Annotated in this window: 18 protein-coding genes; 14 read left to right on the top strand and 4 right to left on the bottom strand. The window is 72.1% G+C overall.

The genetic code is table 11. From position 1 onward, the window contains the following. Nucleotides 1-54: 54 nt before the first annotated feature. Complete coding sequence (locus AB0B68_RS30955) at nucleotides 55-1,317, bottom strand: nucleotide sugar dehydrogenase (RefSeq protein ID WP_357264466.1); 1,263 nt, start codon at nucleotides 1,315-1,317, stop codon at nucleotides 55-57. Nucleotides 1,318-1,441: 124 nt separating this feature from the next. Further along, complete coding sequence (locus tag AB0B68_RS30950; RefSeq protein ID WP_357264464.1) at nucleotides 1,442-2,809, bottom strand: protein kinase; 1,368 nt, start codon at nucleotides 2,807-2,809, stop codon at nucleotides 1,442-1,444. Nucleotides 2,810-3,347: 538 nt separating this feature from the next. Between AB0B68_RS30950 and AB0B68_RS30945 the strand changes: the two genes are divergently transcribed. The 10 genes from AB0B68_RS30945 (at nucleotide 3,348) to AB0B68_RS30900 (ending at nucleotide 11,097) form a co-directional block, all read left to right on the top strand. Continuing rightward, nucleotides 3,348-3,980 (top strand): RNA polymerase sigma factor, encoded by a 633-nt coding sequence (locus AB0B68_RS30945; RefSeq protein ID WP_357197828.1) that lies wholly within the window; start codon nucleotides 3,348-3,350, stop codon nucleotides 3,978-3,980. 16 nt (nucleotides 3,981-3,996) lie between these two features. Next, complete coding sequence (locus tag AB0B68_RS30940; RefSeq protein WP_357264461.1) at nucleotides 3,997-4,812, top strand: hypothetical protein; 816 nt, start codon at nucleotides 3,997-3,999, stop codon at nucleotides 4,810-4,812. 157 nt (nucleotides 4,813-4,969) lie between these two features. Continuing rightward, the gene (gene egtA / locus AB0B68_RS30935) at nucleotides 4,970-6,205 is read left to right on the top strand and encodes an ergothioneine biosynthesis glutamate--cysteine ligase EgtA (RefSeq protein ID WP_357264458.1); all 1,236 of its coding nucleotides are present in this window, start codon (nucleotides 4,970-4,972) and stop codon (nucleotides 6,203-6,205) included. Between the two features lie 20 nt (nucleotides 6,206-6,225). Next, nucleotides 6,226-7,563 (top strand): ergothioneine biosynthesis protein EgtB, encoded by a 1,338-nt coding sequence (gene egtB, locus AB0B68_RS30930; RefSeq protein ID WP_357264480.1) that lies wholly within the window; start codon nucleotides 6,226-6,228, stop codon nucleotides 7,561-7,563. Nucleotides 7,564-7,606: 43 nt separating this feature from the next. Next, nucleotides 7,607-8,353 (top strand): ergothioneine biosynthesis protein EgtC, encoded by a 747-nt coding sequence (gene egtC / locus AB0B68_RS30925; protein WP_357197838.1) that lies wholly within the window; start codon nucleotides 7,607-7,609, stop codon nucleotides 8,351-8,353. Nucleotides 8,354-8,403: 50 nt separating this feature from the next. After that, complete coding sequence (egtD, locus tag AB0B68_RS30920) at nucleotides 8,404-9,369, top strand: L-histidine N(alpha)-methyltransferase (protein WP_357197841.1); 966 nt, start codon at nucleotides 8,404-8,406, stop codon at nucleotides 9,367-9,369. 216 nt (nucleotides 9,370-9,585) lie between these two features. Further along, entirely contained in the window at nucleotides 9,586-10,173 is a 588-nt protein-coding gene (locus AB0B68_RS30915) for a TMEM165/GDT1 family protein (RefSeq protein WP_030338044.1), read from the top strand. Nucleotides 10,174-10,212: 39 nt separating this feature from the next. Further along, nucleotides 10,213-10,575 (top strand): DUF1622 domain-containing protein, encoded by a 363-nt coding sequence (locus AB0B68_RS30910; protein ID WP_357197846.1) that lies wholly within the window; start codon nucleotides 10,213-10,215, stop codon nucleotides 10,573-10,575. Next, the gene (locus AB0B68_RS30905) at nucleotides 10,575-10,895 is read left to right on the top strand and encodes a hypothetical protein (protein WP_357197849.1); all 321 of its coding nucleotides are present in this window, start codon (nucleotides 10,575-10,577) and stop codon (nucleotides 10,893-10,895) included. The genes AB0B68_RS30910 and AB0B68_RS30905 overlap by 1 nt, the downstream gene beginning before the upstream one ends. A gap of 4 nt (nucleotides 10,896-10,899) precedes the next feature. Continuing rightward, entirely contained in the window at nucleotides 10,900-11,097 is a 198-nt protein-coding gene (locus AB0B68_RS30900) for a hypothetical protein (protein WP_355009870.1), read from the top strand. A 99-nt stretch (nucleotides 11,098-11,196) separates the two neighbouring features. Here the strand turns inward: AB0B68_RS30900 and nhaA are convergent, their stop codons facing one another. Then, entirely contained in the window at nucleotides 11,197-12,555 is a 1,359-nt protein-coding gene (gene nhaA, locus AB0B68_RS30895; protein WP_357264455.1) for a Na+/H+ antiporter NhaA, read from the bottom strand. Between the two features lie 337 nt (nucleotides 12,556-12,892). Between nhaA and AB0B68_RS30890 the strand changes: the two genes are divergently transcribed. Further along, a complete protein-coding gene (locus AB0B68_RS30890) occupies nucleotides 12,893-14,356 on the top strand; it encodes a polysaccharide biosynthesis tyrosine autokinase (RefSeq protein WP_357264452.1) in 1,464 nt (487 codons plus the stop codon). On the opposite strand, the gene AB0B68_RS30885 is transcribed toward AB0B68_RS30890, so the two are convergent. After that, nucleotides 14,337-14,891 (bottom strand): low molecular weight phosphatase family protein, encoded by a 555-nt coding sequence (locus tag AB0B68_RS30885; RefSeq protein ID WP_357208025.1) that lies wholly within the window; start codon nucleotides 14,889-14,891, stop codon nucleotides 14,337-14,339. The two genes, AB0B68_RS30890 and AB0B68_RS30885, sit on opposite strands and share 20 nt — an antisense overlap. A gap of 168 nt (nucleotides 14,892-15,059) precedes the next feature. On the opposite strand from AB0B68_RS30885, the gene AB0B68_RS30880 reads away from it, so the two are divergent. From AB0B68_RS30880 to AB0B68_RS30870, 3 genes are all read left to right on the top strand, one after another. Then, a complete protein-coding gene (locus tag AB0B68_RS30880; RefSeq protein WP_357208027.1) occupies nucleotides 15,060-16,307 on the top strand; it encodes a glycosyltransferase family 4 protein in 1,248 nt (415 codons plus the stop codon). 103 nt (nucleotides 16,308-16,410) lie between these two features. Continuing rightward, nucleotides 16,411-18,189 carry a DUF4012 domain-containing protein gene (locus AB0B68_RS30875; protein ID WP_357264449.1) on the top strand — a complete coding sequence of 593 codons (1,779 nt, stop codon included), beginning with the start codon at nucleotides 16,411-16,413 and terminating at the stop codon, nucleotides 18,187-18,189. A gap of 14 nt (nucleotides 18,190-18,203) precedes the next feature. After that, nucleotides 18,204-18,833, top strand: coding sequence for a hypothetical protein (locus AB0B68_RS30870; protein ID WP_357208032.1), 630 nt, complete (start codon nucleotides 18,204-18,206; stop codon nucleotides 18,831-18,833). Nucleotides 18,834-19,214 lie beyond the last annotated feature (381 nt).

Below are 19,214 nucleotides of genomic sequence, written 5' to 3'. Positions count from 1 at the left end.
GCCGGCCGGTCCCGCCATCTTCCCCGGCGGCGGGACCGGCCAGCGGTGCCGGGTCTACAGGCGCTCGACCGTCGGGCCGACGCACCGGTTGCGGGTGTCGAAGACGTAGCGCGCGTGCCTGACCACGAGGTCGTAGTCGAAGGTGTCATGGTCGGTGACCACCACCACCGCGTCGGCCGCGCGCACCTCACGCTCGCTGAGCTTGACCACTGTGATCCCGGCCGGGATCTGGTGCGCCTCGGCGTACGGCTCGACGGCGTGCACCTCGGCGCCGAGGGACTGCAGGCGACGGGCCACGTCCACAGCGGGGGAGTCGCGCATGTCGCCGGTGTTCTTTTTGTACGCCAGACCGAGCAGCAGCAGTCGGGCGCCGCTGACGGCCCGGCCGTCCCGGTTCAGCCCTCCCATGATTCGCTGCGCGACGTGTTCGGGCATCTCGTGGTTGACGTCGTTGGCCAGCTCGATGAACCGGAACTGCCGCCCGAGGCGGCGCTTGACCTGCCAGGACAGGTAGCACGGGTCGATCGGTAGGCAGTGCCCGCCGACGCCGGGGCCGGGTCGGAACGGCATGAAGCCGAACGGCTTGGTCGAGGCGGCGTCGATCGCCTGCCAGACGTCGATGTCGAGGTGGTGCGAGAGCATGGTCAGCTCGTTGATCAGCGCGATGTTGACCTGGCGGAAGGTGTTCTCGATCAACTTGGTCAGCTCGGCGACGCGGGTGGAGTCCACCGCTACGGTGCGTTCCACGAGGCGCTGGTAGAACCCGTCCACCCGGGCCAGCGCCGCCGGGTCCACACCGGAGACCACCTTCGGGGTGTTCTCCAGGCGCCAGGTCGGGTTGCCCGGGTCGATCCGCTCAGGGCTGTAGCCGAGGTGGAAGTCACCGGGGCTGGTCAGGCCGCTCGCCGATTCCAACAGCGGGCGCAGCAGCTCCTCGGTCGTGCCCGGGTAGGTGGTCGACTCCAGGATCACCGTGCAGCCCGGGCGTACGTACGGGCCGATACCGGTGCCGGCCTGCTCGACGAAGCTCAGGTCCGGGGTCCCGTCGCGCAGCGGAGTCGGCACCGTGATGACGCAGATGTCGAACCCGGCGGCGTCGGTGTACTCGGTGCTCGGGTGGTAGCGGCCGCTGCCCAACGCGCGGCCCAGCCGGTCGGCCGGAATGTCCTCGACGAACGACTCGCCGGAGGCGAGACGCTTCACCCGGTCGGCGTCGACGTCGAGACCGACAACATCGAGGCCCGCCTCGACGGCCCGCATGGCCAGCGGCAGTCCGACGTACCCCTGACCGATCACGACCAGCTTTTCAGCGCTCACCCAGGCTCCCGCGGCAGATGGTGTAAATAGCCTGCTGAGAGCCTAGAGGCGTCTTCGGCGCCGTAAGTCCGTTTTGGGGATATCGGTGCTGATGGGACTGGCGGGGGTCGGCGCGGCGGTCGGATCAACCGCCCGCCGGCACCTCCGGTTCGACCGGCGCACTGGAGGTGGCGGGTGGATCAGCGGGCGCGCTGGTCGTCGGCGGCGCGGCCGTCGTCGGCGCCGCGCTGGTGGGCGGCGGTGCCGAGGTGACGCCCACCGACGGCGTCGGCGAGTTGACGGTCTGGCTCGGCTGCGGGGTCGGCGTGGCGGAGACCGACGCCGACGGGGAGTTGCCGGGGACGTGCGGCCGGTCCGGCCGGCCCGGCTCGACGCTGGTGATCTGCTCGTTCGCCGCGGGCAGGTCGACGGGGCCGCTCGGCGCCACCGTCGGCGAGGTGGCCGGCAGATTGACCGCCGGGTTGTCGCCGACGTCACGCGTCGCGGCCAGCGCCGCGCCGAGCCCGACCAGCGCGACCAGCATGGCCGCCGCCGCGCCGACGAGCGGACCCCGCCGTCGCTGGCGCCCGTCCGCCACCGCCGCCCCGGCCGGCACGTCCGTCCGGGTGCCCGGCCCAGCGTCGCGCAGCGCGACCGGCCCGGCCATCGCGGTCGGCGGCTCGCCGCCGGTGACCGCCGTCCGAGCGGCCTCGGCCATCGCCGCTCCGCTCGTGAACCGCTCCAGCGGATCCTTTGCCAGGGCCCGCGACACCAGGGCGCGGACCGCCTCCGGAATGTCGTGCGGCAGCTCCGGCGGCTCGTCGTCCAGGTGCCGCACGGCGACCTGGAGTGGATTGTCGCCGGTGAACGGCGGACTGCCGGTCAGGCAGCAGTAGGTGACCGCGCCCAGGGCGTAGATGTCGGTGGCGCCGCTGACCGGCCTTCCGGCGGCCTGCTCAGGAGCCATGTAGAGGGCGGTGCCCGGCACCGCGTTGGTGCTGGTGATGCTGGTGATGTCGGTGGAGCGGGCCACGCCGAAGTCCACCAGGACGACAGTGCCGTCCTCCTGCACCAGCAGGTTGCTGGGCTTGACGTCGCGGTGCACGATGCCGCCGCGGTGCGCAGCGTTGAGCGCTGCGGCCGCCTGGGCCACGATCGACATCGTCTCGGCCACGTCGAGCCGCCCGGCCGCCTCGATTCGCTTGGACAGCGGCTCGCCGGCGACGAACTCCATGACGAGGTAGTCCGCCCGCCCGCCGTCGGGGAGGTCGTCCGCACCGCAGTCGAAGACCTGCACGATGCCGGGGTGCCGCAGCGCCGCCATGATCCGGGCCTCGGCCCGGAACCGGGCGATGAAATCAGGATCGGAGACGAGCGCCGGCAGGAGAACCTTGACCGCCACCTGCCGGCCGAGGATCAGGTCGGAGGCACGCCAAACGTCGCCCATGCCGCCCGTGGCGACACGTTCGTCCAAGCGGTAGCGACCGCTGAGTACGACCTCCGATGACAACACCGCATTACCGTACCTAGAGTGGCGCGGGGCGGCGCACCGTGGCAGGGCCGCCGGTCGGCTGGTTCAGACCGGCTGATCCGGCCTGACCTGTGTGGACGCCAGCCCTTCGTGACGGTGTGGATGTGCGCTGTCACGAAAAGCGACTATTTCCGTCGCTCAGGTCGTCAATGGTGGCAAGAAACCGCCTCCAGGCGTGCTTGGCGTCCGTCGCGTACTGCCCGTTACGACGACGCGCCGTCGAGTCGGGTTGATAATTGTCACTCTTCCGTGACACGACGCCGACTTGTCGCGTCGTGAGCCCCCTTTTAGCGTTAGCCCGGCTCGGGCCCTCCCGGCTACCTCGGCGCGCAGCGCGCCGACCGACCACCCTGGCGTGGGCCCCCGGACACGCCGCCCCGACAATCGTGGTCGCGGGCACAATCAGAGCGGTGGAGGGCGGTGCGGTACCGGTGCTGATCGGGCGGACGACTCGTGCCTCGTGGTGCGCGCCAGCCCGGCTGGTCGGGCCGACACGCCTCGAACGATGCGTGGACCGCGCATGACCGCCGACCTGTCGGAGGTGGTGACCGCCGCGCAGGCCGGGGACGAGGAAGCGTTCCGCTTTCTCTATCGCAGCCTCCAGCCCGGGCTGCTGCGGTACCTGACCGCGCTCGTCGGGGCCGACGCCGAGGACGTCGCCAGCGAGACCTGGCTCCAGATCTCCCGGGACCTGCCCGGCTTCACCGGGGGCGAGTTCCGGGCCTGGGCGGTCACCATCGCCCGTAACCGCGCGATGGACCACCTGCGCCGGATGCGCCGCCGCCCCTCGCTCCCGGTCCCGGTGCAGGCGCTCGCCGAGCTCGCCAGCGACGCGGACACCGCCGAGCGAGCCAGCGAGACGCTCGGCACCGAGACCGCCCTCGCGCTGATCGCCACCCTCCCGCCCCGGGAGGCCGAAGCCGTCCTGCTGCGGGCCGTGATCGGGCTGGACGCGGGATCCGCCGGCCGTGTGCTGGGCCGCCGGGCCGGCGCCGTGCGGACCGCCGCCCACCGTGGCCTACGCCGGCTCGCGGTCCTGTTGGAGCGGCAGAGCCCGGCCGAGTCGTCGCTCGGGGTCGAGGGGGTGCCACCGCAGCGGGTGGGGAGCAACCCCGCCGTGCGGGCATCGCACGTCGAACCGGTGGACGGCTGACGTGAGAGGACTCCCGATGAACCCGTTCCGGCGGGCCGACCACGCCGACACCGAGCGGCTGCTCGACGCGGCCTCTGCCCGGCCGGACGCCACGCTGGATCAGGGCCCCCGCGCCGCAGTGGACGCGAACTCACCTGAGGCGCACCTGAGCGCCCGCGACGTGCCCCCAGCCGAGCCGGTGGCCGCGCTGCTCGCCGCGGCGGCCGGCCCCGTCCGCCCTGGCGAACTGGCCGGGGAGGACGCCGCGGTGGCCGCGTTCCGGGCCGCCCGGGTCAACCCGCCGGCCGTGCCGCAGCGGCCACGCCCTCGCCGGATGACCACCGGCGCGGTGGCCTGGATCGGCGCGGTGGCAGCCACCGCCACCGCCGGAGCCGCCTTCGCCGCGGTCACCCAGGAGCGGGGGCCGGACCCGGTCGCACCGGCACCGTCGCGCCCGTCACCCTCGCCGCACCAGGGCACGTCCCGGTCGGCCGAGCCCGATCGGTCGGTGGGTCCCGGCCTCGCGTCGCCGCCGGGTGCGTCGCCGTCGGTCACCGCCACGCCGCCGGCCGGTCCCACCACCGCCGGCCAGGTGCACGGACTGTGCCGGGCGTGGCGGGCGAAGAAGCCCGAGCAGCGGGAGAAGGCACTGCGCACGCCGGGTTTCCAGAAGCTGGTGACCGCCGCCGGCGGCCCTGCCGAGGTCGAGGCGTACTGCCAGCGGCTGGTACCCGAGACGAAGCCGTCCGAGCCGGCGAAGGTCACACCCTCCGAGTCGGCGAAGCGCAGGCCGTCCCCTTCGGGGAAAGCCCCGCCGTCACCGCCGGGACCGGGCCACCGCGCCGACGGCTGACCAGTCGGGGGTGGGAGCGGTTTGGTTCCGCCCTGCTTCGGAAATTCGTCTGTTAGACAGAGGTTGGTGGCCCCGTGCACGCCTCCGACGGTGTCGGTGGGTGGGTTTACGGTGGCAGAGTGTGCCGGACCTGGCACACGGAGAGGGGGCCCGACCCTTGGTGACGTCATCCGACCTGGACCGCAGCGCCATCCTGCGCGAGTCCGCAGCCGCAGTCCGACACCTCGCCCGGATCTGCTTCAAGACCGGCCCACCCATCCACACCGGCGTCGAACTGGAATGGACAGTGCACGACGCCGCCGATCCCGCCCGCCCCGTCGACGCGACGCGGCTGCGGGCGGCGCTGGGGCGGCACAGCCCCGCCACGCTGGATGCCACCAGCCCAGCCGAGCCGCTGCGGCACGGCGGCATGGTCACCCTGGAGCCGGGTGGCCAGTTGGAGATCTCCACCCCGCCCCGCCCCTCGGTCGCCGTGTTGATCCGCGCCACCGAGGCCGACATCGCCCAGGTCACCGACCTGCTGGCCGCCGCCGGGCTGATCCTCGGCAGCAGCGGCATCGACCCCCACCGACGGCCCCGCCCGGTGGTGGAAACTCCCCGTTACCGCGCGATGCGCGGAGCCTTCGACCGCCACGGCCCGGCCGGCCGCACGATGATGTACAGCACCGCCGGCCTGCAGATCTGCCTCGACGCCGGTGAGCCGGACCAGGTCCCTGCCCGGTGGGCCGCGGCCCACGCGGTCGGGCCCCCACTGCTCGCGGCGTTCGCCTCCGCCACCCGACACGCTGGGCGGCGCACCGGTTGGGCCTCCGCCCGGATGGCCGCCTGGCTGGCCATCGACCCGGCTCGCACCCGCCCGGTCTGGTCGCCCTTCCGAACCGAGGACGATCCGATCGACTCCTGGATCAGCTACGTGCTCGCCGCGCCGCTGCTCTGTCTGCGCCGACACGGCGCCGACTGGGCCGCGCCGCCCGGGGTGACCTTCGCCGACTGGCTCGACGGCGCGCTGCCACGACCGCCCACCACCGATGACCTCGACTACCACGTCAGCACTCTTTTTCCGCCGGTACGGCCGCGCGGCTACCTGGAGCTGCGCTACCTCGACGCCCAACCCGATCGGGGCTGGCGGCTGCCACTGGCGGTGCTGACCGCCCTGTTCGCTGACCCGGGCACCGTGCGCGAGGCGTACACGATCGCCACGCCGGTGGCGCACCGCTGGTCGGCCGCCGCCCGACACGGCCTGGCCGACCCGGCGCTGGCCGCTGCCGCGGCGGCCCTGCTCGACCTGGCCATGAGCACCATGCCACGACTGGAGCTGCCGGCCAGCACCCACGACGAGATCCGGCGAGGGCTACGCCAGCGGCTGGCCGCCGCGGAGAGGAGACACCAGTGAGCGCGAGGAGTGAGCCGGTGGTGCGAGGCCCGCAGGCGGGCCGGGTCGACGGCGAGCGGTTGCGCGACCACATCGCTGTGGAGTTGGCGCGGGCCCGCGCCCGCACCGCGGTGCTGACCGAGGCGGTCGACGACGCCGACCTGATGCGCCAGCACTCACCGCTGATGTCGCCGTTGGTCTGGGACCTCGCCCATGTCGGTAACCAGGAGGAGCTCTGGCTGGTCCGGGACGTCGGGGGCCGGGAGCCGGTCCGGTGCGACATCGACGAGTTGTACGACGCGTTCAAGCAGCCGCGCCGGGACCGCCCCGCGCTGCCCCTCTTGCCGCCCGCGGAGGCGCGCGCCTACCTGGCCACCGTTCGGGACAAGGTGCACGACCTGCTCGACGCGGTGACCTTCACCGAGCGGCCGCTGGTCGCCGACGGGTTCGCCTTCGGCATGATCGTGCAGCACGAGCAGCAGCACGACGAGACCATGCTCGCCACCCACCAGCTGCGTTCGGGGCCGGCGGTGCTGCGCGCCCCGGCGCCGCCCGAGCCGTCGGTCCGGATCGGCGCGGAGGTGCTGGTGCCGGCCGGCGAGTTCACCATGGGCACCGACACCGATCCGTGGGCGTTGGACAACGAACGTCCGGCGCACCGGGTCGACCTCCCGGCGTACGTCATCGACGCCGCTCCGGTGACCAACGGCCAGTACGCGGCCTTCATCGCCGACGGCGGCTACACCGAACAGCGCTGGTGGAGCGATGCCGGCTGGGAGCATCGGGTTCGGGAGCAGCTGACCGCCCCGATGCACTGGCGTTCCGACGGCGACGACTGGTCGTATCGGCGCTTCGGTCAGTGGGCGCGCGTCCGCGCCGACGAGCCGGTGGTTCATGTGTGCTGGTACGAGGCGCAGGCGTACGCGGCGTGGGCGGGCAAGCGGCTGCCGACCGAGGCGGAGTGGGAGAAGGCGGCCCGCTGGGATCCGACGACCGGGCGCTCGCGTCGTTACCCCTGGGGGGACGACGACCCGACCGAGGCGCACGCCAACCTCGACCAACGCCATCTGTGGCCGGCGCCGGTGGGCGCGTACCCGGGCGGCGCCTCGCCGTTGGGTGTGCACCAGCTCATCGGCGATGTCTGGGAGTGGACCTCGACAGCGTTCGACGGGCATCCGGGGTTCGCCGCGTTCCCCTACCGGGAATACTCGGAGGTCTTCTTCGGCAGCGATCACCGGGTGCTGCGTGGTGGTTCGTTCGGCACCGACCGCTCTGCCTGCCGGGGCACCTTCCGTAACTGGGACTATCCGATCCGCCGGCAGATCTTCAGCGGTTTCCGCTGCGCCCGGGACGCGCGACCGGACGAGTCGTACCGGTGAGTCGCCGCACGACCGGCGGCCCGGCGGCGGGCCGGGGGCGCTGATGTGTCGCCACCTGGCCTACCTGGGGCCGCCGGTCACCCTGGCCGAGTTGTTGTTCGACCCTCCGCACTCGCTGGTGCGGCAGTCCTGGGCGCCTCGCGACATGCGTGGCGGCGGCACGATCAATGCCGACGGGTTCGGTGTCGGCTGGTACCCGGGTGAGGGTGAGCCGGTGCGGTACCGGCGGGCGCAGCCGATCTGGAGCGACCCGACCATCGCCCAACTGGCGGCGGTGACCCGCAGCGCGGCGGTGGTGGCGGCGGTGCGCTCGGCCACGGTCGGGATGGCGGTGCTCGACGGTGCGGCGGCGCCCTTCGCGGAGGGGCGGTGGCTGTTCAGCCACAACGGTGTGGTCCGCGGCTGGCCGGACGCCGTGGTGCCGCTCGCCGCCGGTCTGCCGGTGCGTGACCTGCTCACTCTGGACGCCTCGACCGACTCGGCGCTGCTCTGGGCGCTGGTGCGGCATCGGTTGCGCGCCGGCGCCGACCCGGTAGAGGCGCTCGGGCGGACGGTGACCGAGGTCGCCGCCGCCGCCCCCGGGTCGCGGCTCAACCTGCTGCTCACCGACGGGCATCGGGTGGTGGCCAGCGTGGCGGGGCACGCGTTGTCGGTGCGCGAGTCGCCAGGTTCGGTGCTGCTCGCGTCCGAACCGCATGACGACGATCCCGGGTGGCGGTCGGTGCCGGAGGGGCACCTCCTCGTCGCCACCCCGGGTGAGGTGCGGGTACGTCCACTGCCGACCCGGTGAGCGGGGCCGGGCAGGCACGAAACGGCTGATCGAACGAAAGGAGCGAACCGATGACAGCGGAACCCCTGGAGATCTACCTCGAAGAGGGCGACCTGGAGCGTGGCCTGCGCGACGACGTCCGGGCCGGGCTGAGCGCCGAGCCGAAGTGGCTGCCGCCGAAGTGGTTCTACGACGCCCGGGGCAGCGAACTCTTCGAGGAGATCACCCGACTGCCCGAGTACTACCCGACCCGGGCCGAGCGGGCCGTGCTGGCCGTGCACGCTCCCGACATCGCGACGCTGACCGGGGCCAAGACGCTCATCGAGTTGGGTTCCGGCTCGTCGGAGAAGACCCGGCTGCTGCTGGACGCCTTCACCCGCCGCGGTGGGCTGGGCACGTTCGTCCCCCTCGACGTGTCGGTCAGTGCGCTGCGCGGGTCCACCGCCCAGATCGCGGCCGACTATCCCCGCCTGCGGGTGCGGGGCATCGTGGGGGACTTCACCCGGCAACTGGACCGGCTGCCCACCGGCGGTCGGCGGTTGGTGGTGTTCCTCGGCGGCACCATCGGCAACCTGTTGCCTGCCGAGCGGGCCGAGTTCCTGACGGCGATGCGCGCCGCTCTGGAGGTCGGCGACTGGTTGTTGCTCGGCACGGACCTGGTGAAGGACCCGTCGGTGATCGTGCCGGCGTACGACGACGCCGCCGGGGTCACCGCCGAGTTCAACCGCAACGTGCTGCACGTGATCAATCGGGAGTTGGGCGCCGATTTCGACCCGGCCGCGTTCGCGCACGTCGCCGTGTGGGATCCCGACCACGAGTGGATCGAGATGCGGTTGCGGGCGACCCGGCCGATGAGCGTGCGGGTGCTGGGGCTGACAGTCGATTTCGCGGCGGGGGAGGAGTTGCGTACCGAGGTCTCGGCGAAGTTCCACCGGGAGGGGATCGCCGCGGAGCTGGCCGCGGCCGGCTTCGCCACGGCGGAGTTCTGGACCGATCCGGACGGGCTCTTCGGTGTCACGCTGGCGCGGGCGCGGTGAGTCTGTTCACCCGGCTCGGCCGGTCCGGGGGTGATCCGATAGGCTGAACGCGCGAAGGGGAGTAGCCCCCAATGTCGTGGTCGACATACTGGTGCGTTCCGCATCCGGCCACGCGGCCCCGGTTTTCTCGGGGCGGGCGAGACCTTCGACTCAGGCTGTTGCAGCCGGGTCGAGGGCGCCCCTGTACCTCCTCCCGGCGTGAACGGGAAGGACGTCATGGAGGGATTTTTCGCCGCGCTGGTCGTCAGCTTCGGCGTCATCTTCGTCGCCGAGCTGGGGGACAAGTCCCAGCTGATGGCGCTGACCTTCGCCACGCGGTTCAAACCGATTCCGGTGCTGATCGGCATCACGGTCGCCACCGCTGTGGTGCACCTGGCGTCGGTCGCCATCGGCGCGGGTCTCGGGGCGGTGCTGCCGACCGAGTGGATCTCCCTGGTCGCCGGCGTGGCGTTCCTCGGGTTCGGTGCGTGGACGTTACGCGGGGACAAGCTCACCGAGGAGGAGAAGCGCAAGGCGGAGAAGACCAACAAGACCGCGCTGGTGGCGGTGTCGGTGGCGTTCTTCCTCGCTGAGCTGGGCGACAAGACGATGCTCGCCACGATCACGCTCGCCACCAAGTACGGCTGGTTCGGCGTCTGGCTCGGCTCCACCATCGGCATGGTGGCCGCGGACGCGCTGGCCATCCTGGTCGGCCGGATGCTCGGCCGGCGGTTGCCGGAGAAGACCATCAAGTACGGTGCCGCGATCCTCTTCGCCATCTCGGGTCTCTGGCTGATCCTGGAGGCGGTGAACGAGCTGACCTGAGCGCCGACTAGCTGCCCGGAGGGCGGGTATCGGCCCGGGGTGGAGCCGGCCGAGTTGTTGCGTCAGGGCGACCAGGTGCTGGTTGCCGTGGTCGAGGTGGCCGGCGCGCTGGTGATCTTCGTTGGCGCGGTGTGGGCGGCGGTGCGGTTCGTGGTCGAAGGGCTGCGACACCGCAGCGCCGCCCGCTTCACGTCGATCCGGCTGTCGCTGGGCCGCTTTCTGACCCTCGGCCTGGAATTCCAGTTGGCGGCCGACGTGCTGCGTACGGCGGTGTCCCCGTCGTTCACGCAGATCGGCCAACTGGCCGCCATCGCGACGATCCGAACGGCGTTGAACTACTTCCTGGGCCGCGAGATCCGTCAGGAGCAGCGTCAGGTGGCCGAGGGGGAGCGTCGAGCGTGATGGGCGCCCTGGTCACGACGGTCACCGCCCTGGCGCTGGTCGCCGGGGTGCTCACCACGCTCACCACCGGGGCGCTGCGCAGCGGCGTCCGGGTACTGCTGGACCTGCTCGTCGGGGCCGGCCTGCTCCGGCTCGCCGGCGAACCGGGTTGGAACGGCCTGGCCGGCGCGGTGGCGATCATCGCCCTGCGTCAGCTGCTCGGGGCGGCGCTCGGCAGCTCACCCCCGTGGTCCGGTCGACAATCAGCGGGGCGCTGCGCCGGGGACGATCACCACCTACCGTTGGCCTCGACAGGTGAAACGGGAAGAGCGGGAGGATGACCAGATGAGCCGGCACGACGAACCGAACGAGTACGGCTACGCCGGCGGTGCCACCGCCCCGGAGCCGCCGCGCGGCGGCAAGCCCGACGAGCAGGATCGCGTCGAGGCGGTGGCGGTGCCGGGCGACGACCTCACCGGGCCGACGGCCGAGGCACTGGTCGAGGAGACCGAGGACCTGCCGCCCGCCGACCGTCGCCACTGAGCGCGAGCGCGCGCGGTTGGTGCGGCGGCGCGGCACGACGGCGAACCCGCGCCGCGCCACCCCTCGGCGCCATGGTTCCGTCGGGCAGCGCCGGCGTGGTCAGCGGGCGTCGGGGTGCTGGTAGACGTCGGGTACGCCGTCCCCGTCGGCGTCCAACCGCTCCCGCTGCGCCACCCTCCGGTACGCCGCGTTTCGGCGGCTGAGCACGGTGGCGGCCAGCCCGGCGGAGATCAGCGAACCGAGCAGCACGGCGGCCTTGACCCGGTCGTCGGCCGTGCTTCCGGCCCCGAACGCCAGGTCGCCGATGAGCAGCGAGACGGTGAAGCCGACGCCGGCCAGCAGGGCGATTCCGAGCAGGTCGGTCCAGGTGATGTCCTCGTCCAGTTCGGCGCGGGTGAACCGGGCCAGCAGGTAGGTCGAGCCGAAGATGCCGATGCTCTTGCCGAACACCAGGGCGGCGACGATGGCGATCACGATCGGGTCGCTCAGCAGGGCGCCCAGGTCGGTGCCGCGCAGTGTGACCCCGGCAGCGAAGAGGGCGAAGATCGGCACCGCGAAGCCGGCGGACACGGGCCGCCAGCGGTGCTCCAGGCGGGCGGCGAGCCCGCCCTCACCCGCCTCCGCGTCGGCGGTGGCCGGTTGGTCGCCGGCCGCCGGTCGGCGGGCGAGCACCGGCACCGTGAAGCCGAGCAGGACACCGGCGACCGTGGCGTGCACGCCCGAGGCGTGCACCAGTGTCCAGGCGGCCACAGCGAGGGGGATCAGCGCCCACCACCAGGTGCGCCCCCGCTGCACCAGCACCGCGAAGAGAGCGATCGGCGCGAACGCGGCGAGCAGCGGTACGGGCTGAAAGTCGGCGGTGTAGAAGAGCGCGATGATGGTGATCGCGAACAGGTCGTCGACCACCGCCAGGGTGAGCAGGAATGCGCGTAGCCCCTGGGGCAGATGTGAGCTGACCACCGCGAGGACGGCGAGCGCGAAAGCGATGTCGGTGGCGGTCGGAATGGCCCACCCGCGCAGGCCCTCCCCGCCCCCGCCCAGCACCACCGCCACGTAGATCAGCGCCGGCAGCAGCATCCCGCCGAGCGCGGCCGCCACCGGCAGCGCGGCTCGGCGCGGGTCGCGGAGGTCACCGGCGACGAACTCCCGTTTGAGCTCCAGGCCCACGACGAAGAAGAAGATGGCCAGCAGGCCGTCGGCCGCCCAGGTGGCCAGATTCAGGTCGAGGTGCCAGGGCGCGCCGGGCCAGGGCACCACGTCGCCGAGCCGCGTGTACGAGTCGGACCACGGGGAGTTGGCCCAGATCAGCGCGATCAGAGCGCCCGACAGCAACAGCGCGCCACCGACGGTCTCGGTGCGCAGCACGTCGGCCAGGTGCCGGGCCTGCGGCCAGGACGATCGGGAGAACAGCCGGGTCCTCGGCGGACGCGGGCCGGACGGTGGGGTGGGGAGGGTCAACTTCGGCTCACCTACAGGAGTCGGGACAGCAGGTTTCCACTCGCCGACCAGGCTTCCCGGCACACCGCTGTCGACCCTATCCGGCGGCGCGGTCGGCGGCGACCGCTGGGCCGATCGGACGCCGTCGGATCGGCCTTCGACTTTTTCCCCGTTGTCGCCGCTGCCGAATGGGCGTTTGCCGGGTTGGTCATGGGGGCGCACATCTCGCCGCCCGAATATAGGTAACTCCGGACATAAGCCGTATGAGCCGCTTTAATGGTTTCACGAGTTTAAAGACGACCTTGGGGGTTTTTGTGAAGTTCTTTGCCGTAACCGGACCGGTACGGGGGCGCTCCTGATGGACCTGCTCCGCCAATTGCGCCACGTGCGTCGGCACTGGTGGGTCGCGCTGGTCACGGTCATGGTGGCTCTCGGCGTCTCGGCGTTCCTGACCGTACGTGCCCAACCTCGGTACGTCGCCTCGGTGACCTTCTTCGTCACGACCCCCAACACCGGCGTCACCGACGCCTACCAGGGCGGGCTCTTCCTCCAGCAGCGTGTCAAGTCGTACGCTGACCTGCTCAGCAGCGACCGGCTGGCGCAGAGCGTGGTGGCCGAGACTCCGGTCGGCCTCACCGCGGACGAGGTGCAGCGCCGGGTGAGTACCTCCACCGAGACCGGCACCGTTCTGCTGCGGGCATCGGTCACCGACACCGACCAGGCCCGCGCGTTGCGCGTGACGGAGAGCCTCGCCAACAAGTTCGTCGAACTCGTACAGAAGGTGGAGACGACACCGGAGGGCAAGGCGCCGATCAAGATCGAGATCGTCAGTGGCCCGCGGGTCAGCGCCAACCCCGTCTCGCCGCAGCCGGTCCGCAACCTCACGCTCGGTGGCCTGGTCGGCCTGCTCCTCGGCATCGGTCTGGCGATCCTGCGCGGCGTCGCCGATGTCCGACTGCGCGACGCCGCCGGCCTGCAACGCGCCACGGGCAGCCCGCTGCTCGGTGAGATCCCGTTCGAGGCCAACGCCCGCAGCGCGCCGCTCATCGTGGGCGACGCCGCGACCTCGGCGCGCGCCGAGGCGGTCCGCAAGCTGCGGACCAACCTGCGCTTCGTGGACGTCCACGAGCCGGCCCGGGTCATCGCGGTGACCAGCGCCCTGCAGGGCGAGGGCAAGACCACCCTCTCCTGCAACCTGGCCATCGCCCTGGCCGAGGCGGGCTGGCGGGTGCTGCTTGTCGACGCCGATCTGCGCCGCCCGAAGGTCGACGACTACCTGGGCCTGGACGCCGGCGTCGGCCTCACCGACGTGCTGGTCGGCGACGTGAAGGTGGGCGACGTCGTGCAGCGCTGGGGCGACAAGTCGTTGCTGGTGCTGCCCAGCGGGTCGGCCCCGCCGAACCCGAGCGAGCTGCTCGGCTCCAAGGCCATGTCGGACCTGCTGCTGGCGCTGCGCGAGTCGGCGGACATCGTGATCATCGACACCGCCCCGCTGCTCGCGGTGACCGACGGCGTGGTGGTGGCCGTACAGGCCGACGGCGCACTGCTGGTGACCCAGCAGGGCCGCACCTCGCGGACCCAGGTCGCCGCGGCGGCCCGGTCACTGCACTCGGTCTCGGTCCGGCTGCTCGGCTGCGTGCTGAACATGGCCAAGGTGGCCAAGGCGGAGGCGTACCAGTACGAGGCCTACCGGGTGGTGGCCTCGACGGCCGAGGCGTCAGTGCCGGCCGAACGGACCGCGTCCGGCCGGCACAGCGCAGCCGCCGACGGGGTCAACGGAGTCCCCGACCACACCCAGGAACTCACCCGGCTGCCCCGATGAGCGCGGCGAGGGGTCGCAGCGACCGTTCGATCTCCTCGGCGCAGCGTCGGAAGTCGGCCGGGGTGCCGCCGATCGGGTCCCGAAGGTCGTCTTCGTCCGGGGCGGCGGGTTGCAGTCGTCCCCGGGCCTGCGCGGCGGCGGCGATCGCCGCCCGCAACGGGTCGTCGGCCAGGTCGGTGGGCGGTTCGGCCGCTGCGGCCAGCCGACCGAACTGGCGCAGCGTGAACGTCCGGTGCAGCGCTCCCGGCGCCAACGAGGTGCAGACCGAGCGTTGGCGTCGGGTCGCGGTCAGCACGAGCGTCGCGTCGACCAGGTACTCGGGGCGCAACCCCCGGGTCCGGAACGCCACCGGTTCCGTGGCGTTCTCCGTCGCGACCTCCAGGGCGTACGGGTGCATGGCCAGCCCGTCGATCGCGTCGGTGCCGGCGCTGGCCACCTCGACGGGTCGGTCGGCCAGCAGCCGGCGGGCCAGGTACTCGGCCATCGGTGACCGGCACAGGTTGGCGTGGCAGACGAACAACACGCGATCAGCCATCGGTGCCCCTCTCATCGGTACGGACACCGAAGCGCGCACCGCGGGGGCGGTGCGTCGACGCCGGTGGCCGCGCGGGGAGGGGTTGTCGGCATCGTACGCGCGCCGCACGCCGGCCGGTCGTGGTGCCGCGCCGGTCGCTGGCGATCCTGGTGGGACGGGGGCGTACCGGTGAAGATCGGCATCCTGTCCTACCACTTTCCGCCCGAGCCGGCGTTCATCCCGGGGAGCCTCGCCGAGGAGCTGGCCGCGCGTGGGCACGAGGTACGGGTCCTCACCGGCTTCCCGGACTACCCGGGTGGCCACGTCTATCCCGGCTGGCGGCAGCGGTGGCACCACGAGACGCACAGCGAACGGCTGAGCGTCCGACGGGTGCCTCGGTACCCCGGGGGTGCCGCGTCCGCCGGCGGCCGAATGGCCAGTTACCTCTCCTTCGCCGGCAGCGCGGGGCTGGTCGCACGCCGGTTCCTGGGTGACGTGGACGCGCTCTACGTGTTCCAACTGCCGGCGACGACGTTCGCCGCCGCCGCGGTGCTCCGGTTGCTGGGGCGGGTGCCCGCGGTGCTGCACGTGCAGGACGTCTGGACCCGCGACGGCGCGGACGAGGGGGGCGAGGGGCGCTGGGCGGCGCGGATGGGCAGCACGATGACCCGGATCTACCGGACCGCCGCGAGAATCGCGGTCGCGGCGCCGTCGATGCGGGACCTGGTGGTCGCCGCCGGCGCCGACCCGGCCCGGGTCCGGCTGGTGCTGAACTGGACCGACGAGCGGATCTTCTACCCGGCGACACCCGGCGCGGCGGCACGCCAGCTGGTCCGTCGCGACGGTCGGTGCGTGGTGATGCACGCCGGGACCATCGGGGCGCGGCAGGGGCTCGAAACCGCGGTCCGTGCGGCCGCGGCACTGGACCGGACGATGGATCTGGTCCTTGTCGGCTCGGGCGCGGCGGAGCGGCGGGTGCGGGGGCTCGCCGCCGAGCTGGGCGCGGAGAACGTCCGTTTCCTGGAACGGCGGTCACCGGTCGACATGCCCGAGCTGTACGCCGCCGCCGACTACCAGCTGGTGATGTCGCGTGACCTTCCGGAGCTGCGCAGCACAGTGCCCGGCAAACTCCAGGCCGCGCTGTCCTGCGCCGCGCCGGTGATCGCCTCCGCCGGTGGGGACACGGCCGAGCTGGTCGAACGGGTTCGGGCCGGGCTGTCCTGCCCACCCGAGGACTGGGCGGCACTGGCCGACCGGTTCTGGTTGGCGGCCACCATTCCGCCGCCGGCGCGCACCGAGATGGGTCGCCGGGGGAGGGCCGCGTACCTGCGCGAGATGTCGCTGCCCGGCGGCGTGGACCAGATCGAACGGCTGTTGCACGAGGCGGCTGGACGGATCGCCGAGCCCGCCACGGAACCACGAAGAAAGCTCGCTTAAAGGACGAAAATTGCAATAACGGGATGAACTTCCCTTGGACGTGCTAAGAACGTCAGGGAATCGACCTTCTGTCCGGTTCCGCGAATGGGAGTTTGGTGTGACGGTGAGCGAACGGCCGATCCGGCGGCGGAGCCGGTCCCGACGTCGTCGGCGGGCCCGACTGCGACGGGCGCTGCTCGGTGCCCTGGTGGTCGGCTCGCTGCTACTGGCGACCGCCGGGTGGGTCGGCTTCCGGGGCTGGCAGGCGCGCACCCACCTGCTCAACGCCGCCGGCCTGGCCCGGGAGTTGAGCGCCCAGATCGTCGGTGGGGACACCGACCGTGCCCTGCGAACGCTCGCCGCCCTCCAGGAGCAGGCCAAAGCGGCCCGTTCGGCAACTGCCGACCCGAGTTGGCGGCTCGGACGGCACACGCCGATCGCCGGCGACGACCTCGACGCTGTCGCGCAGATCGCCGTCGCCATCGACGAACTGGCCCGGCACGCGTTCCCGACCCTGCTCCGCACGGACCTGACCAGCCTGGTGCCGACCGGCGGCCGGTTGGACCTCGCGCGGCTCGCCGCCGTCTCCACGGAGCTGACCGGGGTGCACGAGTCGGTGCAACGTACCCGCCAGAACCTGGCGGCGGTGCCAGCCGACAGTCTGGTCAGCCAGATCCGGCAGGCGCTGGGCGACCTGCGCGACGAGATCGACCGGCTGGCCAGCCTCACCACGGCAGCCGACCAGGGCGCCCGTCTCCTCCCGCCGCTGCTCGGCGCCAACGGCCCACGCCGCTACCTGCTCGTCTCGCAGAACCTCGCCGAGTTGCGCGCCACCGGCGGCATGTTCGGCGCCTACGCGATGATCGAGGCGGAGAACGGCAAGGTGCAGATGGGCAAGCAGGGCAGCACCTCCTCGCTCGGTCGGTTCACCCCGGCGCTGAAGGTGCCCGCCGAAACCCGGGCCCTCTGGACGGACCTGCCCGGCATCTACCCCGCCGACGTCAACCTGTCCCCGCACTTCCCGACCGCCGCCGCGCTGTACCGCGAGATGTTCCGGCGCAAGACCGGCACCACTGTCGACGGCGTGCTCGCCGTCGACCCGGTGGTGTTGTCCTACCTGCTCAAGGCGACAGGCCCGGTGCTGGTGCCCGGCGGTGTCCCGCTCGCCAGCGAGAAGGTGGTGCAGACCCTGCTCAACGACAGCTATCAGCGCCTCGACGTCAAACAGCAGGACGAGTTCTTCGCGGCGTCGGCGTCAGCGGTGTTCGACTCCTTTTTCAAGAAGAATGTCAACCCGAGAGTGTTGTTGTCCGCATTTGACCGTGCTATCACTGAACGCCGGATATTGTTCTGGAGTGCCCGACCTGAGGAACAGCGGACATTCGGCGAGAGCCGGATGGCCGGGACGCTTCCGGAACAGGACACCGTGCCGACCGTCGGCGTGTTCCTCAACGACGGCAGCGGCGCGAAGCTCGGCTACTACCTGCGGCCGACGGCGAACCTCACGGTCGGCGAATGCCGGTCGGACGGTCGCCGTGAGCTCCGGCTACGGGTGACCCTGCGCTCGACGGCGCCGAGGTCCGGACTTAGCAAATCCGTGCTCGGCCTCGGCCTGGCTGGCGATCCGTACACCGCACGAACGTTGGTGTCGATCTTCAGCCCGGCTGGTGGAGCGGTGCTGGAGGCCCGACTGGACGGGACCGAGACGGCACTTGGCAGCGGCACCGAACGTCGCCGCCACGTGGCCACGGCCAGCGTCGACGTCGGTCCCGGCGCCGAGAGGGCGCTTGAGGTCACCGTGCTGACGGCCAAGACCGGCGTCGGGCAGGCCGAGCTGTGGCTGACCCCCACCGCCAGCCCCTGGACCACCCAAGTTCATTCCGCACCAAGCTGTGATCAGTAGGAGGGAACCAAATCATGCGGCTATCCCGCATCATCATGGCGCTCACGGTCGGCCTGGCCGTGGTGGCCGTGCCGACGGCAGCGGGGGCGGCAGCGCCGCAGCCGCAGCCCACCGCGACGACAGACCCGCCGCAACCGCCGCCGTACCCGCCGACCGCCGCGTCGCTGACCGTCAACCGGCCGACGATCTACCTCGGCGAGACGGTGGTGCTGACCGGCACCAACTTCGGCCCGAACGAGACCGTCGACATCAACGTGACGGTCACTCCGCAGGCCGCTCCGGCCGGCGGCGCGGCTCCGGCTCGCCGCAGCGACGGCAGCACCGTGGCCATGGCTCCGGTGGCCTACCAGGCGAGCGCTCCCCTGCACTTCACGGCGTACACCAACGGTCAGGGCCGCTTCACCAAGAGCTACAAGCCGTCGGTGACGGGTCTGCTGACCTTCACCGCCACGGGCCGGGAGTCCGGCCGTACCGCCAGCACCGAGCTGCGCGTGCTGCACAAGAAGCAGCCGCTGCCCGTCACGGGTGACAGCATCGGCACGCCCATGAAGCTCGGCGGCGGCCTGGTCGGCGCCGGAGCGGTGATGTTGCTGCTGACCCTGGCCTGGCGTCGCCGCCAGCGCTTCGGTGGTGCGGCGCACTAGTTCACACCACCGGGCTGCGCCCGGACAGCACCGAAGCTGGCGCCCGTCGGATCACTCCGACGGGCGCCAGCCTGTCTGTTTCGTCGGTTTCATGCGGTCAGCCCTTCCGTGATCCACTCGCGTTCCTTGATATCGGCGTGTCCTGCCGTCCGGGATGCCCCGGTTTCTGTGAAGCCGAGTTGATCACGCGCGTGAGGGCAGGTTGGAGACCGCCGTGTCGAGGTGGCGTGGGTGGTTTGTCCGGCGGTGGGTGGTGTGAGGGTCTGGCCGGGTGCACCGGTGGGCTGGAATCATGGCCGGGCCGGGGTCGTTACATACCCTGACGATCGCAGCACCACCGCCGGCCTCCGGCCTGGTCACCCGGGTTGGAATGCCAGCCAC

Source organism: Micromonospora sp. NPDC049049 (assembly GCF_040649115.1).
In the GTDB taxonomy this organism is placed as follows: domain Bacteria; phylum Actinomycetota; class Actinomycetes; order Mycobacteriales; family Micromonosporaceae; genus Micromonospora.
This window is presented reverse-complemented; position numbering and strand designations above follow the sequence as displayed.

What these genes read in the sequence shown, in the direction of transcription:
- AB0B68_RS30945 (WP_357197828.1), top strand. Translation starts at nt 3,348, where the DNA reads ATGACCGCCGACCTGTCGGAGGTGGTGACCGCCGCGCAGGCCGGGGAC.
- AB0B68_RS30940 (WP_357264461.1), top strand. Translation starts at nt 3,997, where the DNA reads ATGAACCCGTTCCGGCGGGCCGACCACGCCGACACCGAGCGGCTGCTC.
- egtC (WP_357197838.1), top strand. Translation starts at nt 7,607, where the DNA reads ATGTGTCGCCACCTGGCCTACCTGGGGCCGCCGGTCACCCTGGCCGAG.
- egtD (WP_357197841.1), top strand. Translation starts at nt 8,404, where the DNA reads ATGACAGCGGAACCCCTGGAGATCTACCTCGAAGAGGGCGACCTGGAG.
- AB0B68_RS30915 (WP_030338044.1), top strand. Translation starts at nt 9,586, where the DNA reads ATGGAGGGATTTTTCGCCGCGCTGGTCGTCAGCTTCGGCGTCATCTTC.
- AB0B68_RS30905 (WP_357197849.1), top strand. Translation starts at nt 10,575, where the DNA reads ATGGGCGCCCTGGTCACGACGGTCACCGCCCTGGCGCTGGTCGCCGGG.
- AB0B68_RS30900 (WP_355009870.1), top strand. Translation starts at nt 10,900, where the DNA reads ATGAGCCGGCACGACGAACCGAACGAGTACGGCTACGCCGGCGGTGCC.
- AB0B68_RS30890 (WP_357264452.1), top strand. Translation starts at nt 12,893, where the DNA reads ATGGACCTGCTCCGCCAATTGCGCCACGTGCGTCGGCACTGGTGGGTC.
- AB0B68_RS30885 (WP_357208025.1), bottom strand. Translation starts at nt 14,891, where the DNA reads ATGGCTGATCGCGTGTTGTTCGTCTGCCACGCCAACCTGTGCCGGTCA.
- AB0B68_RS30870 (WP_357208032.1), top strand. Translation starts at nt 18,204, where the DNA reads ATGCGGCTATCCCGCATCATCATGGCGCTCACGGTCGGCCTGGCCGTG.